General features: G+C 50.0%; 13 protein-coding genes and 1 pseudogene. 8 read left to right on the top strand and 6 right to left on the bottom strand.

The window, feature by feature from the left end; all coding sequences use genetic code 11:
• Positions 1-42: 42 nt before the first annotated feature.
• The 4 genes from ABXG94_RS00260 to ABXG94_RS00245 form a co-directional block, all read right to left on the bottom strand.
• On the bottom strand, positions 43-1356 hold the full coding sequence (locus ABXG94_RS00260; protein WP_353531643.1) for an NAD(P)/FAD-dependent oxidoreductase: 1314 nt from the start codon (positions 1354-1356) through the stop codon (positions 43-45).
• A 151-nt stretch (positions 1357-1507) separates the two neighbouring features.
• The gene (locus tag ABXG94_RS00255) at positions 1508-2773 is read right to left on the bottom strand and encodes an ABC transporter permease (protein ID WP_353531642.1); all 1266 of its coding nucleotides are present in this window, start codon (positions 2771-2773) and stop codon (positions 1508-1510) included.
• Positions 2770-3576, bottom strand: coding sequence for a taurine ABC transporter ATP-binding protein (locus ABXG94_RS00250; protein WP_353531641.1), 807 nt, complete (start codon positions 3574-3576; stop codon positions 2770-2772). The genes ABXG94_RS00255 and ABXG94_RS00250 overlap by 4 nt, the downstream gene beginning before the upstream one ends.
• Positions 3577-3665: 89 nt before the next feature.
• Positions 3666-4658: a taurine ABC transporter substrate-binding protein gene (locus ABXG94_RS00245; RefSeq protein WP_353531640.1), complete on the bottom strand. Its 993-nt coding sequence runs from the start codon at positions 4656-4658 to the stop codon at positions 3666-3668.
• Between the two features lie 559 nt (positions 4659-5217).
• Here ABXG94_RS00245 and ABXG94_RS00240 point away from each other — a divergent pair.
• From ABXG94_RS00240 to ABXG94_RS00225, 4 genes are all read left to right on the top strand, one after another.
• Positions 5218-6231, top strand: coding sequence for a sterol desaturase family protein (locus ABXG94_RS00240; RefSeq protein WP_353531639.1), 1014 nt, complete (start codon positions 5218-5220; stop codon positions 6229-6231).
• A gap of 25 nt (positions 6232-6256) precedes the next feature.
• Positions 6257-6796, top strand: coding sequence for a 3-methyl-2-oxobutanoate hydroxymethyltransferase (locus tag ABXG94_RS00235; RefSeq protein WP_353531638.1), 540 nt, complete (start codon positions 6257-6259; stop codon positions 6794-6796).
• 66 nt (positions 6797-6862) lie between these two features.
• A complete protein-coding gene (locus tag ABXG94_RS00230) occupies positions 6863-7096 on the top strand; it encodes a hypothetical protein (protein ID WP_353531637.1) in 234 nt (77 codons plus the stop codon).
• 11 nt (positions 7097-7107) lie between these two features.
• Positions 7108-8067, top strand: coding sequence for a PDR/VanB family oxidoreductase (locus tag ABXG94_RS00225; protein WP_353531636.1), 960 nt, complete (start codon positions 7108-7110; stop codon positions 8065-8067).
• A gap of 182 nt (positions 8068-8249) precedes the next feature.
• On the opposite strand, the pseudogene ABXG94_RS00220 reads toward ABXG94_RS00225, so the two are convergent.
• Positions 8250-9436, bottom strand: a pseudogene (locus tag ABXG94_RS00220) (IS3 family transposase).
• Positions 9437-9563: 127 nt separating this feature from the next.
• Here ABXG94_RS00220 and ABXG94_RS00215 point away from each other — a divergent pair.
• The 4 genes from ABXG94_RS00215 (at position 9564) to ABXG94_RS00200 (ending at position 11778) form a co-directional block, all read left to right on the top strand.
• Positions 9564-10070, top strand: coding sequence for a hypothetical protein (locus ABXG94_RS00215; protein WP_353531635.1), 507 nt, complete (start codon positions 9564-9566; stop codon positions 10068-10070).
• A 122-nt stretch (positions 10071-10192) separates the two neighbouring features.
• Positions 10193-10399 (top strand): helix-turn-helix domain-containing protein, encoded by a 207-nt coding sequence (locus ABXG94_RS00210; RefSeq protein WP_353531634.1) that lies wholly within the window; start codon positions 10193-10195, stop codon positions 10397-10399.
• A gap of 6 nt (positions 10400-10405) precedes the next feature.
• Positions 10406-10849 carry a helix-turn-helix domain-containing protein gene (locus ABXG94_RS00205; protein ID WP_353531633.1) on the top strand — a complete coding sequence of 148 codons (444 nt, stop codon included), beginning with the start codon at positions 10406-10408 and terminating at the stop codon, positions 10847-10849.
• A 338-nt stretch (positions 10850-11187) separates the two neighbouring features.
• Entirely contained in the window at positions 11188-11778 is a 591-nt protein-coding gene (locus tag ABXG94_RS00200) for a tyrosine-type recombinase/integrase (protein ID WP_353531632.1), read from the top strand.
• 523 nt (positions 11779-12301) lie between these two features.
• Here the strand turns inward: ABXG94_RS00200 and ABXG94_RS00195 are convergent.
• Complete coding sequence (locus ABXG94_RS00195) at positions 12302-17239, bottom strand: SPM autocatalytic domain-containing protein (protein ID WP_353531631.1); 4938 nt, start codon at positions 17237-17239, stop codon at positions 12302-12304.
• Between the last annotated feature and the right edge of the window lie 6 nt (positions 17240-17245).

The raw sequence follows: 17245 nt of genomic DNA, 5'->3' as shown, positions 1-17245 counted from the left end.
CGACAAGTTAGGGGTAGAAAAAATTTTGTTCGCGCCAGAAGATCAAAGAGGATCAAATAGCGTGTCCAATTTGTCCCTGAGGGACATTGCCGGGGCGCCTAACGGCAGCACTTTCTTGGTGCCCCAGTGGAATGGAATCGGACTGACTGGCGAAACAGGGAATGGCAGAACATCGTCAGGCCCACCCATTGCGCGCTTAGCAAGCGCCCGCCCCATCACAGACGTCATGGCAATCCCGCGTCCGCTAAAGCCCAATGCTGCAATCACGCCAGGCGCAGGCTCGTGAAGATGCGGCATCATTTCAGTTGTTACTGCGATCCGCCCCGCCCAAGCGGTTTCGATCTTGGTCTGTTTTAGCTGCGGGAAAACACGATGTAGTCCGTTGCGAAGCCGACCAATGCCACCAAGAGCCGCGGCTTTGTCAGTGCTGCCGACGCACCCAAAAATCAAGCGGCGGTCACGATCATATCTTGCGAAAAATATGGCTCGACGCGAATCAGCGATGGTAACCGCATTCGGTAAAACCTGTTGCTGCAAATCGTCGGAAAGCGGCTCTGTTGCCAAAGCAATACTAACCATCGGGAAGAAGGTTTGTTGCAATCCGGGCCACAGCCCGTTTGTGTGCGCATTTGTGGTCAAAATCACCTGCTTTGCGAGAACTTGACCGGTCGGCGTTGTTACCGCCCATTTGTCGCCGACGCGCTGCATCGAGGTAACTTTAGAATTCTCAAACAACACCGCGCCCAAGCGTTCTGCGGCACGCGCGTAACCATAGGTCAAAGACAGCGGCTGAACGTGTCCACCTTTGCTGTGAAACAGCGAAAATCCATATTCCGATGACCCGCTGACCTTTTGTGTCTCTTCTCTTCCGAGGAATTCAATCGGTGCGCCAGCGCTTTTCCAGGCTTCGCCCAATGAAATCAGGCGTTTCTTAGCGGACTTGCAATGTGCCGCCTGAACCCATCCGTTCTGTTCGGCATCACAGTCAACTTCATAGCTGCGAATATCGTCAAACAATGCGTCCGCTGAACCAAGGGTGGCCTTAATAAGCCGCGCCGCCTGATCCTCACCAAATTTGGCTCTCAGCTCGTCAGGGGTAGCACGCCAAATCGGATTACACTGTCCACCGCTGCGACCCGATGCTCCGAAACCAATGTCATGGGCTTCTAAAACAGCAACCTTGGCACCGGCTTCAGCAAGTCCGATGGCAGTTCGGCATCCTGTAAGCCCGCCACCGACGATTGCAAAATCAACTTCGATCTTGTCGCGTAGCACCGTTGCATTCGGACGTTTCGCAGCTGTTCTACGCCAATGTACCTCATCTATGCTCTGAGGATTGAAGCTGTTGGTGATCATACCGTGCTCATTTGATTTCGCAAAATCTCTGTTTGCTCTGTGGTTAAAGTTTGGACCGCAAAAAATTTCGCCGGTCCGCTAAACATCAAACAATTGATGATGCAAAGTTTTCTCTGGCGGGCTGGGAGTATTCCCCGCCAGAGAATTGCCCTTAGCTCTTGCCTTTCCAAGGCACGAGGTGGCGTTCTGCCCATCGCATCATCATGTCGATGCCAAAGCCGATCACGCCGATCAGAACGATGCCCATGATGACGATATCGGTGTTTTGGAACTTGGAGGCGGTCATGATCATCATGCCGGCCCCCTGTTCGGCGGCCACAAGTTCGGCGGCCACGACAGTGCCCCAGCACACGCCCATAGCCACACGCGCGCCGGTAAATATCTCTGGTAGAGAGTTCGGGATAATCACGTGACGCATGATTTGCCATCTGCTGGCCCCCAATGAATAGGCGGCATGAACTTTACTGATGTTCACCCCAGACACACCCGATCGGGCGGCAATCGCCATAATCCAAAGCGCTGCAAGAAAGAGCAGAATGATCTTGCCGGATTCGCCAATACCTGCCCAAATGATGACCAAGGGGATCAAGGCCAAGGGAGGAACCGGGCGCATGAACTCCACGATCGGATCAAACCAACCGCGAAACCAGTTACTCAGACCCATGGCATAGCCAAGCGGCACACCCACAACCGCCCCGAGCACAAAGCCAAGGATAACTCGGTATAATGAGAAGCCAAGATGCTCCCAGATTGTAAAATTGCGGAACCCTTCTTTGAAGATCTTGACTGACCGGGTCCACACTGTTTCCGGTGCTGGCAGATAAAGCGGCTCCATTTGCAAACCACGTTCTGGTGCAAAATTCGGCGTGCCTTTGTCGGACAAAGTGATGGGACCAAATTCAGTGTCTACCGTGTCACCAGGAGTGACCGGCTGACCATTGATCGCAACAATCTTGGCCCCGTCTTTGCGCGTCAGCTCGTCATTTTTGTCCCAAGGGATCAAAATGGTACGCCATTGGGCCACCACAGCTGAATCGTTTTTTGCAAAACCCTCGCCTTCGGGCACAACGGGTTTTTCAGCTGTTTTGTCACGAGGATGCACCACAACACGCACCATCGCGTCATCAGATGCGCCATCTTCGGCTTGCACCGTATAGGTAAACTCGGCGACGCCCTCAAAGGGTGCGGGCGCGTGTAGGAATTTTGGTAAAATACCAGAGCCGGTGAAAATGCCCCAGATCAGAAAGATTGTGGCGATAGACACGACGCCCGCAATCCGGTTCGGACGCACGGCGCTTTCATCGCCAAATGTCACGGTTTTTAAAGAGGTATAATCGCGGATGCCCGCGCCTTGGAGCTTTGTCACCAGATAGAAGGAGGCAACAAAAACGCCGACGTATATCAGGAGTGGAATCATTTTGAATCCTCCGAACGGCCCATGATTTCTTCTTCCATGTCCCAGATCATGCTGAGAATTTCTTCGCGCTTCACACCAAAGTCAGGGTGTTTTTTGACTTCACGCAGATCCGCATCAACACCTAGATCCGCAAATGGAAGACGGTATTCTTTGTGAATACGGCCAGGGCGAGGAGCCATGACCAGCAGGCGTTCCCCAAGCAACAAAGCCTCTTCAACCGAGTGCGTGATTAGAATGATGGTTTTGCCGGTTTCTTTCCAAAGCTTCAGAACCAACGATTGCATTTTTTCGCGCGTCAGAGCGTCAAGCGCGCCAAGAGGTTCATCCATCAGGATGACATCCGGGTGGTTTGCCAGACAACGTGCAAGGGCCACCCGTTGCTGCATACCACCGGAAAGTTCGTAGATCGCCTTTTCTTTAAAGTCCTGCAGACCCACAACTTCGAGCAGATGATCCACCTCTTGGAGGTAGTCAGATTCGCGTTGACCCTGCATGCGTGGGCCAAAACTGACGTTGTCACGCACCGACATCCATTCAAAAAGAGCGCCTTTTTGAAACACCATGCCGCGGTCCGCGCTTGGGCCGGCAATTGTGTTGCCATTCAAGGTCATTTGACCGCCCGTTGGGGCCAGAAAGCCCGCTACGATATTAAGCAAAGTTGTTTTACCGCATCCCGAAGGACCCAATACGCTTAAAAGTTCTCCGGCTTTGAGGTCCAGAGAGACATCCTGCAACGCTTGCACCGCACCACCATCGGGCAGATCAAAACGCATGGATAAATTTTGGATCGAAAGTCCAGTCATTCCCCACCTATTTTTTTATGAAAGGAGCCGCGCTATCTTTGGGCGCAGCGGGATTGGCGCGAGGGAAGACCCCTCGCACCAAGTCGGACTTACATGTCTTTGACGGCCATCAGTGGGCCGGTGTTGACGGCACCTTCGTATGTTTCCAAAGAGGCATCGATAGAACCAGCCTCAACAAATACTTCGGCAACGCCCTTCATAAAGGTTTGAACGTTACCGCCCAGCCATTTTCCCGACAGCTGCTCTTCGACCGAAGGCATTTTCATGGTGTCGATCGCGGCGCGCGCAGCAGCCAGATCTAAGCCTGCTTCGTCTGCAATAACTTTCAACAGCTCGTCACTACCGTCTGCATACCACTTTTCATTCGCAGCAGCAGTCACAGCCAGGAACTTGGCAACTACGTCGCCGTTCTCTGCGATGTAAGAGGCAGGCGCAGAAGTCACATCAAACACCAAGATGCCCAGTTCTTCTTTTTCGTCACCAGTCAGCAGAACATTGCCGTGCTCTTTCATACGAGACAAACCACCACCGTAGCCACATGCAAAGTCAACCGCGCCTTGGCTCAGGGCCGCTGCACCTTCTGGTGGTGCCATGTCGACAACCTGAAGTGAGTCTACTGGAATGCCAAAATGGGCCATCTGGCGCAGAAAGCCATAATGCGCAGCGGTCCCCAAAGGCACGGACACTTTTTTGCCCGCAAGCTCGCCTGCAGAATCTTTGTCGATTTCCAACGAAGAGGACACAACGCAGTTGTCATTGTCTGAATAGCTGACCGCGATGTCGACAACCTGAAGATCTTGGCCACCAGATGCGGCAACTACAAACGGCGGCACACCTTGGGAAACCGCGATCTGAACGTCTCCAGAGGCCATCGCGGCGCTCATCGCTGTGCCGGTTTCAAAGGAAACCCAGTTCACTTTCATGCCAAGTGCTTCTTCGTAAGCACCCGTAGCTTTGGCCGCCATCATCGGCATTGGCCATTCTAGAAAATAAGCAACGGTCAGTTCTTCTGCATAAGCCGCAGTTCCAGAAACAGCAGCAATCGCCGCCGCAAGGATCGAGGTTGAAGTTTTTTTAAACATTTTGTTTTCCCTGTTCTTAGCTGGTATCAAGTTTTATATTACAAAACTTTTATTTTGCATTACGAGAATAGTGGGGGAAGTTGATATTCGTCAATGGAAAAATACTTATTCATTTTTTGTCTCCTTCCTTTGAACATTTAGGTTTGCCACTTCCATCTAAGCGTATGACTTTAATAGTGAAAAACATCTAACCTGGTGCGGGCACACCTATTGGGTGACGCAACGAATGTCGAAAATTTCAGATTTGCACCAAAAAAAGGCCGGACGGCTTGCGACAAATCCAGCAGAGAAAAGCGATTCTTCCCTCGCAAAAAGGCACTCAAAAATCGATTCACTTTAAGAAGTGAACAAGTGCCGGCACCCACTTTCTTTAGGCAACCAGTTTAACCACCTAGAAATATTTATTTAATTTCAACATGATAGACTGAAATCTTGCTCTTTTAGCCAATGTGATTGACCACTTCAAATTTGTTTTACATAATTAAATAAATGTTTTGAATTACGAAACAGGCAAGGAGGGTTTGCACGTCCCTTCGCGTTAGAAGGAGTAAGCCGGAAAATGCAATCAAAGGAAACCAATCAAAACAGCGTCCCTGCGGGTCGCTCAAAGGAATGGAACTACCATCCCAAACTGCCAATTGCGATGTCACCCGTATTTGACATTCCTCCAAAGCCAAAAGCTACGATAGCTTGGCTGTTTGGAACGTGGCTGAAGCTTTCTCCACCTGTGAACCATCTGGTATTTGCTCTTCTGGCAGTGGCGTTCCTTTTGCCAAGTTCAAGCGATATGCAGTCATTAGACGCCAGTTGGATGTTGCAAATCGCAGCCATTTTTTTTGGAACCGTGATATTTCTAGGTTCGGCATTGCACGTCTATTTATATGTGTTTGCCAGTCAGAAAATGCGCCTGAAATTTGATGTTCGACCAATGGAAAAGAGCTCTCGTTTCACCTTTGGCGACCAAGTATGGGACAATGTTTTCTGGTCGCTTACCTCTGGTGTTGTCGCACTCACGGCGTGGAATATCTTCTATTTCTTTTTTGCTGCAAATGGATGGGCACCAACGCTTAGTAGCATTAGTGCCTCACCAGTCTGGTTTGTAGCCTTCTTTTTTGTCCTGAGGTTTTGGCAGTCATTTCATTTCTATTGGATCCACCGTCTTATCCATATGCCTTGGCTGTTTAAAAATGTGCATCACCTGCATCATCGCAATGTGAATGTCGGCCCTTGGTCAGGCTTGGCAATGCATCCGGTTGAAAGCTTCTTCTACTTCTCAAGCATCATCATCCACCTGATTTTACCAACCCACCCTCTGCATGTGATGTTTCATATGTTCTCGCTCAGCCTAGGCGCTTTGATTTCTCACGCAGGCTTTGACAAGCTCATTGTTCGAAACAAGGAATCCGTCAATGCCGGTTCCTTTCATCACCAACTGCATCATCGCTATTTTGAGTGCAATTATGGCTCTGAAGAAATCCCCTTAGACCGTTGGTTCGGCAGTTTTCACGATGGAACAGTCGAAGCGACCCAACGCATCCGCGCTCGGAAAAAACTGATCTTTGCCCCCAAATAACCCCCCCCAAAAAAAGCACATCAAAATGAAACATATCTATACTTACGGCGGTCAAATCGCCCAGCGTCATCTTACGGTCGGTTGTCTTATCAAGAATAAGGCTCAGGGAAAACGTATGACCCAGGTCACCGCCTTTGACGCATCCGAAGCGGCTGCCGCCGCAGAGCAAAATATCGATACCTTAACGGTCGATAGCGGCACTGTGGCAGAAATTCGCAATGCCGCGCCCCATATTTTCATCACTGCGGCGCAATACATGCGCCAATATGTGACCGAAGACGAAGCTCTCGGAGGCGCTATCGACGCCATGGCAAAGGGTGCCGATGCGATCTATTCTCCACGTGGCCTTACTACAATTGAACGGATCGCGCGCGAAGGGATTAGCGTTCAGGGCCACACCGGTCTTTTTCCGGCGCGCGCAACCCAATTTGGCGGTTTGCGCACAGTTGGTAAAACCGCAGACGAAGCCCTTGGCCTATTGCAGGATTTTCGCCGCCTTGAGGAGGCTGGAGCCTATTCTTGCGAAGTTGAATGCGTCGCTGATGAAGCGCTTGCTGAAATCTAAAAACACTCCAAGCTTGTGACCGTAACTATTGGTGCCGGCGCATCTGGGGACATTATCCTATCTTATATGTCTGACCTGAGCGGTGACACCGAGAACGCTCCTCGCCACGCCAAAGCCTTTGGCGATGTCGGAGCAATCCGCAAGCTACTCGAAGCCGAGCGCTCAAAGGCGCTTGCAGGTTATCGGGCTGCAGTGATGGATGGGTCTTTCCCAGATAAAGAGACGTCGGTTTCAATGTCAGCCATCGAATTGGAAAAACTTCGCGAAGGCCTAGATAAACTGCAGCCAGTACATCAGTAAAGGCGATCAACATGACACTGATAAATGTCAAAGTGGCCAAAATCAAACGTGAAGCAGAGGGGGTACATTCCTTTCTGCTTGCCAAAACGGGCTTGTTCAAATTTCCAAAATACGCGCCAGGCGCGCATATTGATGTACATTGTGGCGAAGGGATTATTCGGCAATATTCGCTTTGTGGCGATCCGGAGGACCGCCGCCATTTGATGGTTGCGGTTAAGCATGAGGAACGTTCTCGCGGCGGATCAGAATTGATGCACACAAAGGTCGAGGTTGGTCAAAGACTGGAAATCGGCAGCCCGCGCAACAACTTCCACCTAGATGAAGCGGCGTCTTATGCCATTCTGTTGGCTGCTGGGATTGGTATCACCCCTATCATTGCAATGGCAGACCGCTTGTACAAACTGGGAATACCGTTTGAACTGCAGTATTTTTCTCGCGCGGAAACCCACACGGCATTTCGAAAACGTTTGGTCTCTGGTGACTATGCGCAAAACGTTACGTTTCATGAAGGGTTAGATCCCGCACAAACGGGCGATGCGCTTGATCACATTCTAAGTGCACCAAAGCGGGGCGGCCAAGTCTATATGTGTGGTCCCGGCGTATTTATGGAAGCCGCGGAATCCCGAGCGCTCAAGCATTGGCCTAGCGATGCGGTCAAGCTTGAACGCTTTGCTGCCAACCCTGCATTTGCAGGATTACCAACCTCAAAATTCACAATTGAGCTCGCCCGCTCCGGAATTGCGCTTGAGGTGGGCAAAGATGAAACCATTCTTGATGTGCTTGAGGCCAATGACATTAACGCAGCATTTTCATGTGAACAGGGCGTTTGTGGTACCTGTGTAACAGATATTATCGAAGGAAAAGCAGAACACAGAGACAGCTTTCTCAGCGAAAAAGAACGCGCGCGTGGTGACAAACTTTGTCTGTGCGTGTCACGCGCCAAGGGAGAGCGGCTTGTGATCGATATTTGAGGTGCAATCTACATTCGTCGCAGACAATGAGAAAACAAACATTTGCGCTCCAAAGTGTAGCGGCTTGATCCAAAACACTAACGAGTGTGCACTTTTAGCCGCTCATTCTTGGTGACTGGATGAGCAAATTCTGCTTGTTTAGGTCGTTTGTCCTTGCCTGGGTCTGAAGTACCCCTAGTTTCCTAGACACCTTCTTGGTTCACATTGCGCTGTCTGTTTTCGAAGTCGAGAGGCGACAGCATTCCGTTTCTGGCATGTTTGCGTTTCGGGTTATAGAACATTCGATGTTGTCGAAAACGTCGTGTCTGGCTTGCTCGCGGGTTTTGTATGTTCGACGACGAATGCGCTCACGTTTGAGCAGGTTGAAGAAGCTCTCGGCGACAGCATTCGACCGCTGTCCTCGGACCAATGGCGGACAAGGTCTCATTCATGACAATTTCCACGTCTGCTCATCGAATGCTTGATGTTTTGGGCTCGCAGAAACGCCGCCCAATCTCGGCTCGTATATTGCGAACCTTGACCGGTGTGGATCAAGAAAGGATGCTTGGGTTTGCGTCGCCAAACAGCCATGAGAAGTGCCTGAAGCACAAGGTCTGTGGGCTGGCGTGATTGCGTGGCCCAGCCAATAACACGACGCGAGTAGAGGTCGATGACCACGGCCAGATACAGGAAGCCCTCGTAGGTTTTATGTATGTAATATCTGAGACCCAAGCCGGGTCCGGCTCGGCTACTTCAAACTGCCGATCCAGCGTATTATCGACCACAACAGATGGTCTGCCACTATACTTCCCAGGCTTGCGCTTATAGCCGATCTGAGCGCGGATACCTGCCAGACGGGTCAGCCTAGCAACGCGGTTAGGGCAACTGGTCTCACCTTGTTCGACCCAATCATCATGTAGTTTGCGATAGCCGTAGACCTTTCCACTACCTTGCCACGCCTCTTTGAGCAGCTTCGTCTGACGCGCATCCTCACGCGCACGGTGGCTTAACGGGTCCTTAATCCATGCATTGAACCCGCTGGGATGAATGCAGAGGCAACGACACATCGCACGCACCGAAAACTGCGGGCGATGCTCCGCCACGAACGCGTACTTCATTCTGCATCCTTCGCGAAGTACGCTGCGGCCTTTTTTAATATGTCGCGCTCCTCAGTCATTCTTGCCAGCTCTCGTTTGAGCCGCCGGTTCTCCGCTTCATGATCGACAGATGCAGCTTGTGACGCGGCCCGCGCATACATCTTCATCCATTTGTACAGAGAGTGTGTGCTGACGCCTAAGCGTTCTGAAACCTCACGAACGGGATATCCACGCACCGTGATTTGCTGCACCGCATCACGTTTGAAATCTTCACTGAAATTTGGCTTCCCCATAACGGCCTCCTTGCCTCAAAATTAGGGAAGAAAGCGTCTACAATTCTAGGGGCTATTCACACGTTGGAACGCACCGTAAGTGCAGAAGGTTTTGGAAGTTGGTATTGCATGTGATGCGCAGGAACGTTTGATCGAGATTTGTGCGAAAGGCGGTAATAAAGTTCGCGATGAATACGCCAAAGCCTTTGCAAAAAACTTTACCCCAGAAAACGACGCACGGGTTGAGGCCCCGCGCCGCAACGTATTGCTGCACAATCTTCGCAGCGCCCCCGATTTCGCGGTAGAGCCTGCAGACGGCATCGAATCTATCGAAGTTTCATCATTGAATTTCTATTTCCCTGGTGGTGGTTTTTCCCGTTTTGAGTGTCGGGGACAGGGTGAAACAATTTATCAGTTTCTGGATAAACAATTTGCTGATCATTCGCCTCTGAAAGCAAAGGGGTGGACGATCATTGGGGCAGCCATCCGAATTGTTCTAAGGGCCGTTGAGGGAAAGCGACGTAAAACCCTAACAGTAACTTTAAATTCACCGAACACGACGACCTTGCCCAACAAGACCGACTTGGATCGACATATTACATTGGGGTTACTGGAGTTCCAAAAGCGTTACCCAAAAAATCCGCACCTTCACTAGGCTCAGTTAAAAGGTATCTGAGCAAATTTAGAAGTGGCCAATAACTGGTCAAAAACTAGCCTGCTATTTTGATCCAACTTCAATCCGTCATCGTTCCTATGAACACAATTGAAGGAAATCGAATGATGACGAATCCCAATCTAAATCCCGAAAACTCACAGCACCCCATCGCCGTGTCACCAGACGAAGCCGCACGGCTTGTCGGAATTGGGCGCACAACGCTTTATGCAGCACTTGCAAAGGGTGATTTGCCAAGCATCAAGATCGGCACCCGTCGACTTATTCGGGTTTATGCAATTCGCGACTGGCTTGCGAAAAATGAAGGGTGAGCCACTATGCCCAAAGCAGCAAAAATAAGTGGCATCAAGTCGGTCTATAGCTACACCATTGAAGAGGCGGCTGGAATAACCGGCGTCTCAGACCGCACCGTTCGCTCATGGATCAAACAGAGACTTCCAGCAATGCAGGGCGAGCGCCCAATTTTGGTGCGGAGGGACGCGCTACTTGCATTCATCAAAGCCCAGCGCAAAACACGCAAGGCAAAGATAGCGCAAGATGGATTCTACTGTTTGAAATGTCGAACCGAGCGCAAACCGGAAGGTGGGTTCGTTATATGCGAAATAAGAAACAACCGAGCAAAACTCACTTCCATCTGTGAAGTACGCGAGACTATCATGAACAAACCCGTTTCGATTGCACAGGTGCCGTTTCTGCACAAAGTTTTTGATCTAACCGTTCAAAACGGTACTGAAACCACCGAATCCAGCACCGCAGATTAACCTCCCTGAATCGACATTAAGGTGGTGGACAGACATCCCCCTAGGTTTCCACTTCAAGCCAAAAGCAATTGGCAGCCTTTTTACGCGCGAAAATGAACGAAATTTTGACCTCATAAATGGCGTCGAGTGATGCGCAAATGGTGCACTATCTCGGCTTTCGATTTTAACAAAACTCTACGCAAAAAACCACATGCCACCAGTAAAAAAGGTCTGAACATGACCAAAGCACCGAAGGAAAAAAACGAGCGCATAAAACGTGCGTTCCTGACGTATCGCAAACTCTCCGATCAATTATCAGACAAATCCCTAGATCGAAAAGCAGCCGCACTTTGGAAAGAATGCCCAGCGCCACACCACGCCAGATGCGCGATAAAGCAGTATTCGCGATGTTGTGCTTAACCGGGGTTCGTGTCGCCGCACTGACGTCGCTCAAAATTAAACATGTGGACTTAAACGAAAAGTCCGTCACCCAAAACCCTCGCGAAGTAGCGACCAAATTTGGCAAACATATTTGCACATTCTTTGCCAAGGACTTCGAAGAAGCCGAAGACGCTATGGCGGCATGGATAACATACCTTGACGAAGTTGCGCTCTATAGCCCCGACGATCCACTCTTTCCCGCCACTGCGCTCAAGGCCAAATCAAACACCGGCTTCACTAATATAGGCTTCACACCCACGCATTGGAAAACGACCGAACCTGTCCGTAAAATCGTCAATTCAGCCTTTGAGGCTGCTGGGCTGCCCGGTTATGGCCCCCACGCTTTCCGGCACATGATTGCCCTCCACATTGCAACAAATTGTGGGTCGGTTGCCGAGTTGGTCACGGTTTCGCAAAACCTTGGCCACACTGACATTCTAACGACATTACGTAGCTATGGACAAATCAGCCGCAACGATCAACGGCGTTTGATTACAGGGGAAGATTGATTTGAAATTCTTAACCGAGCAAAGGTCTTGCGTGGGAACAAATGTGGGAACACTAGCCTGATCAGCCAATAAAAAATAGCATAAACAATGACTTATGCAACCAAAATGGCGGAGAAGGTGTCCGCCTCTAAATTACCTTAACCTACAGTTATTGAACGATAAAAAAGCTCATATGAAAATAAATACCACACAAAATACCACACTTGGGAATTTGGCATGACCATGTGGGCTTTCCAACATTCAACTACCAAACCTGAAAGTCGTAGGTTCAAACCCTACTCCCGCAACCAAACTTACACAAACAAAACAAATACTTAGCACCCCAACGGGTGCTTCTTGCGTTTAGTGTCCCAAAAAGAGGTAGAAGCACTGTGGAAGCAAAAGAAGCGCAGATCCAATTGCACTAAATACGCAACAACACAAAAGAATAGGTGTTTCTGAGACGTGATACTAATTTAGCTCGGTCACTTCTCTCAATGAGTAGAGCCACCCGGCTGGGGCAGCTCTACAGAAAAGAGAAAGGTCACATCACCAAGATATCGTCTGAAAGTGCAGAAAGCGTAGTGTTGAGAACGGTGAACGTATCCCCACCACCAAAATCAAACACAACATCAGAACCGCTTTGTGTTGCGTGGCCAAGAGCGTCTTGAACATCGGTGAGGCCAAGGTTTTGAAATATGATGGTGTCGGTATTATCCTCAAAATCAGCAACCTGATCTTGGCCCCAGCCTGCACTAAAATAGAAATTGTCAGCGCCCGCTTGACCATAGAGCGTGTCGTCGCCCAACCGGCCGTGAATTTGGTCGTTGCCTGCGCCGCCCCAAATGGAATTGTCGTCTTGATTGCCGCGCAAATCGTCGTGGCCGTCCCCACCAACTAGGTCTTCGACGCTTTCATAGGTGTCGCCTTGAGCATGCCCCGTATTGAACTGTGCAAACTGCAAATCTGCGATGAAACTAGAACCGCTTGTGTCATAGGTCGCACGATCTATTCCGTCGCCGCCCTTTAGGAAATCACCCCCTGCACCGCCAACGAGGACATCATCGCCATTGCCGCCTTCCAGCGTGTCATTTCCTTCTCGCCCGTGCAGCGTGTCTGCACCATCCACACCATAAATATGGTTGTCGTGTTCGTCGCCGCGCAAAGCGTCAGAGTATTGGCTCCCTAGTAGGTTCTCGATACCCTCATAGGTATCGCCTATGGCGCGTCCCGTATTTAGGTTCGAATATTGCAAATCTACCGTTAATGCTGATTGCGACAGGCTGTATTGAGCACGATCGATCCCGTCGCCTCCTATTAGTTGATCACCACCGTCACCACCAAAGAGCACATCGTCGCCCTCACCGCCGTCGATGCGGTCATGTGCATCACCGCCGTAAAGCGTGTCGTTACCCTGACCACCAAAGAGTTCATCACGTCCAGCACGGCCATAGATAGTATCGTTACCTGCATCTCCCCAGATCGTATTTGCAGCGTTGCTTCCGTAAATTTTGTCGTCAAAATTGGAACCCCGCGCATTTTCAATATTAGCAAAAACGTCCCCAAGCGCGTCCCCGGTGAAGTTTCCTGCATCTGAATTATCAAGCCAGAAGTAAACTCCCCAGAGGGCGGATTGATAGGACACTGTGTCTACACCATCACCGCCATCCATATTGTCCGCACCAGCGCCCCCATCTAAGATGTCGTTGCCGGTCCAGCCTTCCAAGAGATCGTCGTCAGCGCCACCAACAAGCCAATCGTCACCTGTACCACCTTGCAATGTGTCATTTCCTGCACCACCAGAAAGCGCGTCAAATCCGTCTTCGCCTTTTAGGACGTCATTTCCATTGCCTCCAAAGAGTTGGTCGTTACCTGTAAATCCATATAACCTGTCATCGCCATCGCCGCCATTCAGGTTGTCGTTGCCGCGCTGACCTTTCAGGGTATCTGCGCCTAGTCCGCCATAAAGCGTGTCGCTTCCCCAGCCGCCATCCAGTAGATCATCCCCGGCATCACCACTCAAAGCATCATTACCAGCGTCACCGTGGATAATGTCATTCCCGTCACCACCGGTCGCCACGTCGTCACCATCGCCACCAAACAAAGTATCGATTCCATTGCCACCTTGTAGTGTGTCGCCGCCACTTCCAGCATCAATGGAATCGTTTCCGGTGCCTCCCAAAAGGATATCAGACCCAGAATTACCAAAGATGGTATCGTTTCCGCCCAAACCGTCAATTACGTCCGTTCCAATGCCACCTGTCACAACTTCATCTGTAGCATCGCCTGTGAACGTGCCAGAACCAAACAAACCCATTGACAGCTCGTGGCCATTGCCCGGCGCATCGTTTGTCCACCAGTTTGCATCAAGCCAAGCAAACTGGATTGCGTCGCTTGAACTGATAAAACTTGCTGACGTATCCAAGCTCGTATCGATATTGGCAAAAGTGAGGGTTGGGCCACCCCCTGTGAAAGAAAGCTGTTCAATATCAACAATGTCGAATGTTACAGTTCCGTTCCAGAGTGTTCGCTGGCTGGGTGCATCTGGATTGTTGGAAGTGACCCAACTCCAGTCACTGGCCAGACCTTGCAACACAATCCGGTCATTGCCTTTGCCGCCCAAAACAGTTCCGTAAGTTGCCGTATCACCAAGAGTAATAACGTCGTCGCCATCCCCGGCCTCAATCCAGTTCACACCTTGGGTGTCTGTGATTGTATCGTCACCCTCCCCTGCCAAAATGACATCGTCACCATCGTTGCCGTTGAGAATATCTGCACCAGCGCCACCAACAAGATAATCGTCACCCACTCCGCCGATCAAAGTGTCGTCGCCATCCCCGCCGTAAAGATCATCGTCACCTTCACCGCCAGAAAGGCTGTCGTTTCCGTCCGCGCCCATCAGGAGGTCACTGCCCTTTGCCCCAATAAGCGTGTCGTTGCCGTCTCCCCCCAAAAGGGTATCTGCACCAATCGCACCATTCAGGCTGTCGTCGCCGTCTCCGCCAGAAAGGTAATCGCTTTCGTGTGAACCAAAAATGGTGTCGTTTCCGCCTTTGCCGTTGATTGACACACTTGTGTTGCCACCAAAGGCGGTGAAATTATCTCCGGCGTCACTGCCGTATATGGCTTCTATGGACCGGTCGACTAGGTTGATGTTGAGGCCAGTCGTGCCGTCCCCGCTATAGATAGCTGTATCGTAACCGCTGCCACCATCAATGGTGTCAAATTCGTCAAAGAACAGCAGGTCATTCCCGCCGCCGCCATTCAACACATCGCTGCCAGCATCGCCCGACAGCGCATCGTCCATTTGGCCACCGGTAATCGTATCGTTGCCGTCGCCTCCCGAGATTTGCACGGAACGGGTATAGTCAATTGCGTGAAGTGAGTTGTTTCTGGCATCCCCGGTCACACCGTCAAGATTATCGGCGACCAAATCAACATTGTGCCAACCAGAACCATCCATCACCTCATAGTGCAGCGACTCACCGTTCTCGAACTCAATAGTGTAGCCCGTGTCGGTCTCAACACGACGCCAGCCTTGCGCATCATAGGCTAGTGATACGTCGCCAACGCCTCCGACAATGATCTCACCATTTCGCGTGTACGAAGCGGTTCCTAACAACGAGCTCCCAAATATTGTAATATCGTTGCTCAGATCTGAGAACCCTGTACCGTCATCATAGGTTAAATTGATCTGCTCAAAGCCAAGTTCAGCAAGTGTCTTTAATTCGCCTGCATCAGCGATACCATTTGAATTGCTATCCTGCCAGACCCGCAATTCTGACCAAACAGTATCATTATGGTCAAGCACTCCGTCGTTGTTGCCACCCATTTCTTCTGAGCTGTCAAAGATTGCTAAGGCTTGCAGATCGGTCGCGCCATCCCAATCGAGCCATTTCGTAAACACGAGCTCTTTGGTTTGGTCAATCACACCATCGCCTGCACCGCGAGTGCCATCTGCATTTAGGTCGATAACAAGGAATGCATCATCAGCGCTGACCCAAGCGGTGTTCTCAAGGAAACCATCGCCGTCCATATCGAAATTGACTTCGCCATTAACGTCAATTTCAATGCCGTCGCCATCCATATCCAATATGATGGGCTTTCCGTTGTCTTTGCCATCGCCATCGTTAGCATCGTTTTCCCCAAGAATTGAGCTAATAGTATTAGAAATTCCTTTGCCTATTTCACCAATAGCGTTGCCAATACCTGTTGCCAGATCAATTATTGCGTTACCGATACCTTTTCCAACTTCCATGACGCCGCCAATAATGTCGCCTTGTGAGAACTTATCAAACGCATGACTGAAACCTTCTGCGATAGAATGGGCCGCTTGGCCTAAACCATTAATTAATTGACCACCAGCGTGGAACAACCCGCTAACAAAATCTCCAACGGCGTCTCCGACAAGACCAAATTTATCTAGGAAGCTATTAATGTTGTTCCCGATAAGGCCCAAAGTGCCCGAGTCATTGTGTACGCGAATACCACCTGCGACATAGGTATGAAAATTCTCGACTTCGAAGTTATAGGTTTTCCATCCTTCAACGACGTCTGCTTGATAGGCCAATGCACCATCGACTGTCATAGATTTTGTGGACGCCCGCGCGAACATGTCCGCTGTTTCTGCGGAAAACTCTATAATTTCTGCGTGGGCTTCGATCACGCTCCCGGTTTCATCGATAAGGCGAACATGGCCTCCGGAAAGACGCATCAAATCACCGATTTTTGTAAACGCTCCGGTTTCATCAAGAAAGCTATGACCCGGAGTTACAAAAAGCGGTTCTTCTTTGTTATCAAAATCAAGACGCACGAAACTTTGGGTAACGTTTTCATATAGGCGAACGACTTTTTTCGGAGAGAAATCACTCCGTCCGCCATTAATAAGTGGATCAAATGCCAGAACTGTGTCTGCGACGGAAATGTCCTCAATGGGCTTGGTCTTTCCATCAAGCAACGCGATAGGTGTACCCGCTGGGAAGCATTTGGGTGGCTCTACATTTACGGTCTCGTCATTTGCATCAATGATAGCTTCTTGAAGGGTCAAACCATTCTTGAGACCTTCGGCTACAGCTTTCAGCGAAATTTCAAGCGTTGTAGTTACGGTTAAACCTCCAAATAAACTGTTTGTTCCGTCAGCAAGAAGAATGTCGATTCTTTCAATCAGTTCGTGCTTGTTGGCTTGACTTAGTCCTGAATTAGTCCCCTCAACAATTAAGCTTTCAATTTCTGTTAATTGAAGATTAAAACTTGTAGCCTCGTCAGGATTTATTATGAAATCATGAACGAGCGGATAGGTTTCAAGTGCAGCAAGTATTCCAATCGGGTCGACGTGAAGGTCATCCGGATGTGGCGCAATACCTCTAGTGATTAGAGACCCACCTGAAATTAGTTTCAGATCGTCTTGAACACCTTGAATTACTCCAAGATATGCATTTGTTTCGGTATCATTTGTCAAATTAAAGTTAATTGTATCAGACATAAATTA

The organism is Cognatishimia sp. WU-CL00825 (assembly GCF_040364665.1).
Taxonomy (GTDB): domain Bacteria; phylum Pseudomonadota; class Alphaproteobacteria; order Rhodobacterales; family Rhodobacteraceae; genus Cognatishimia.
This window is presented reverse-complemented; position numbering and strand designations above follow the sequence as displayed.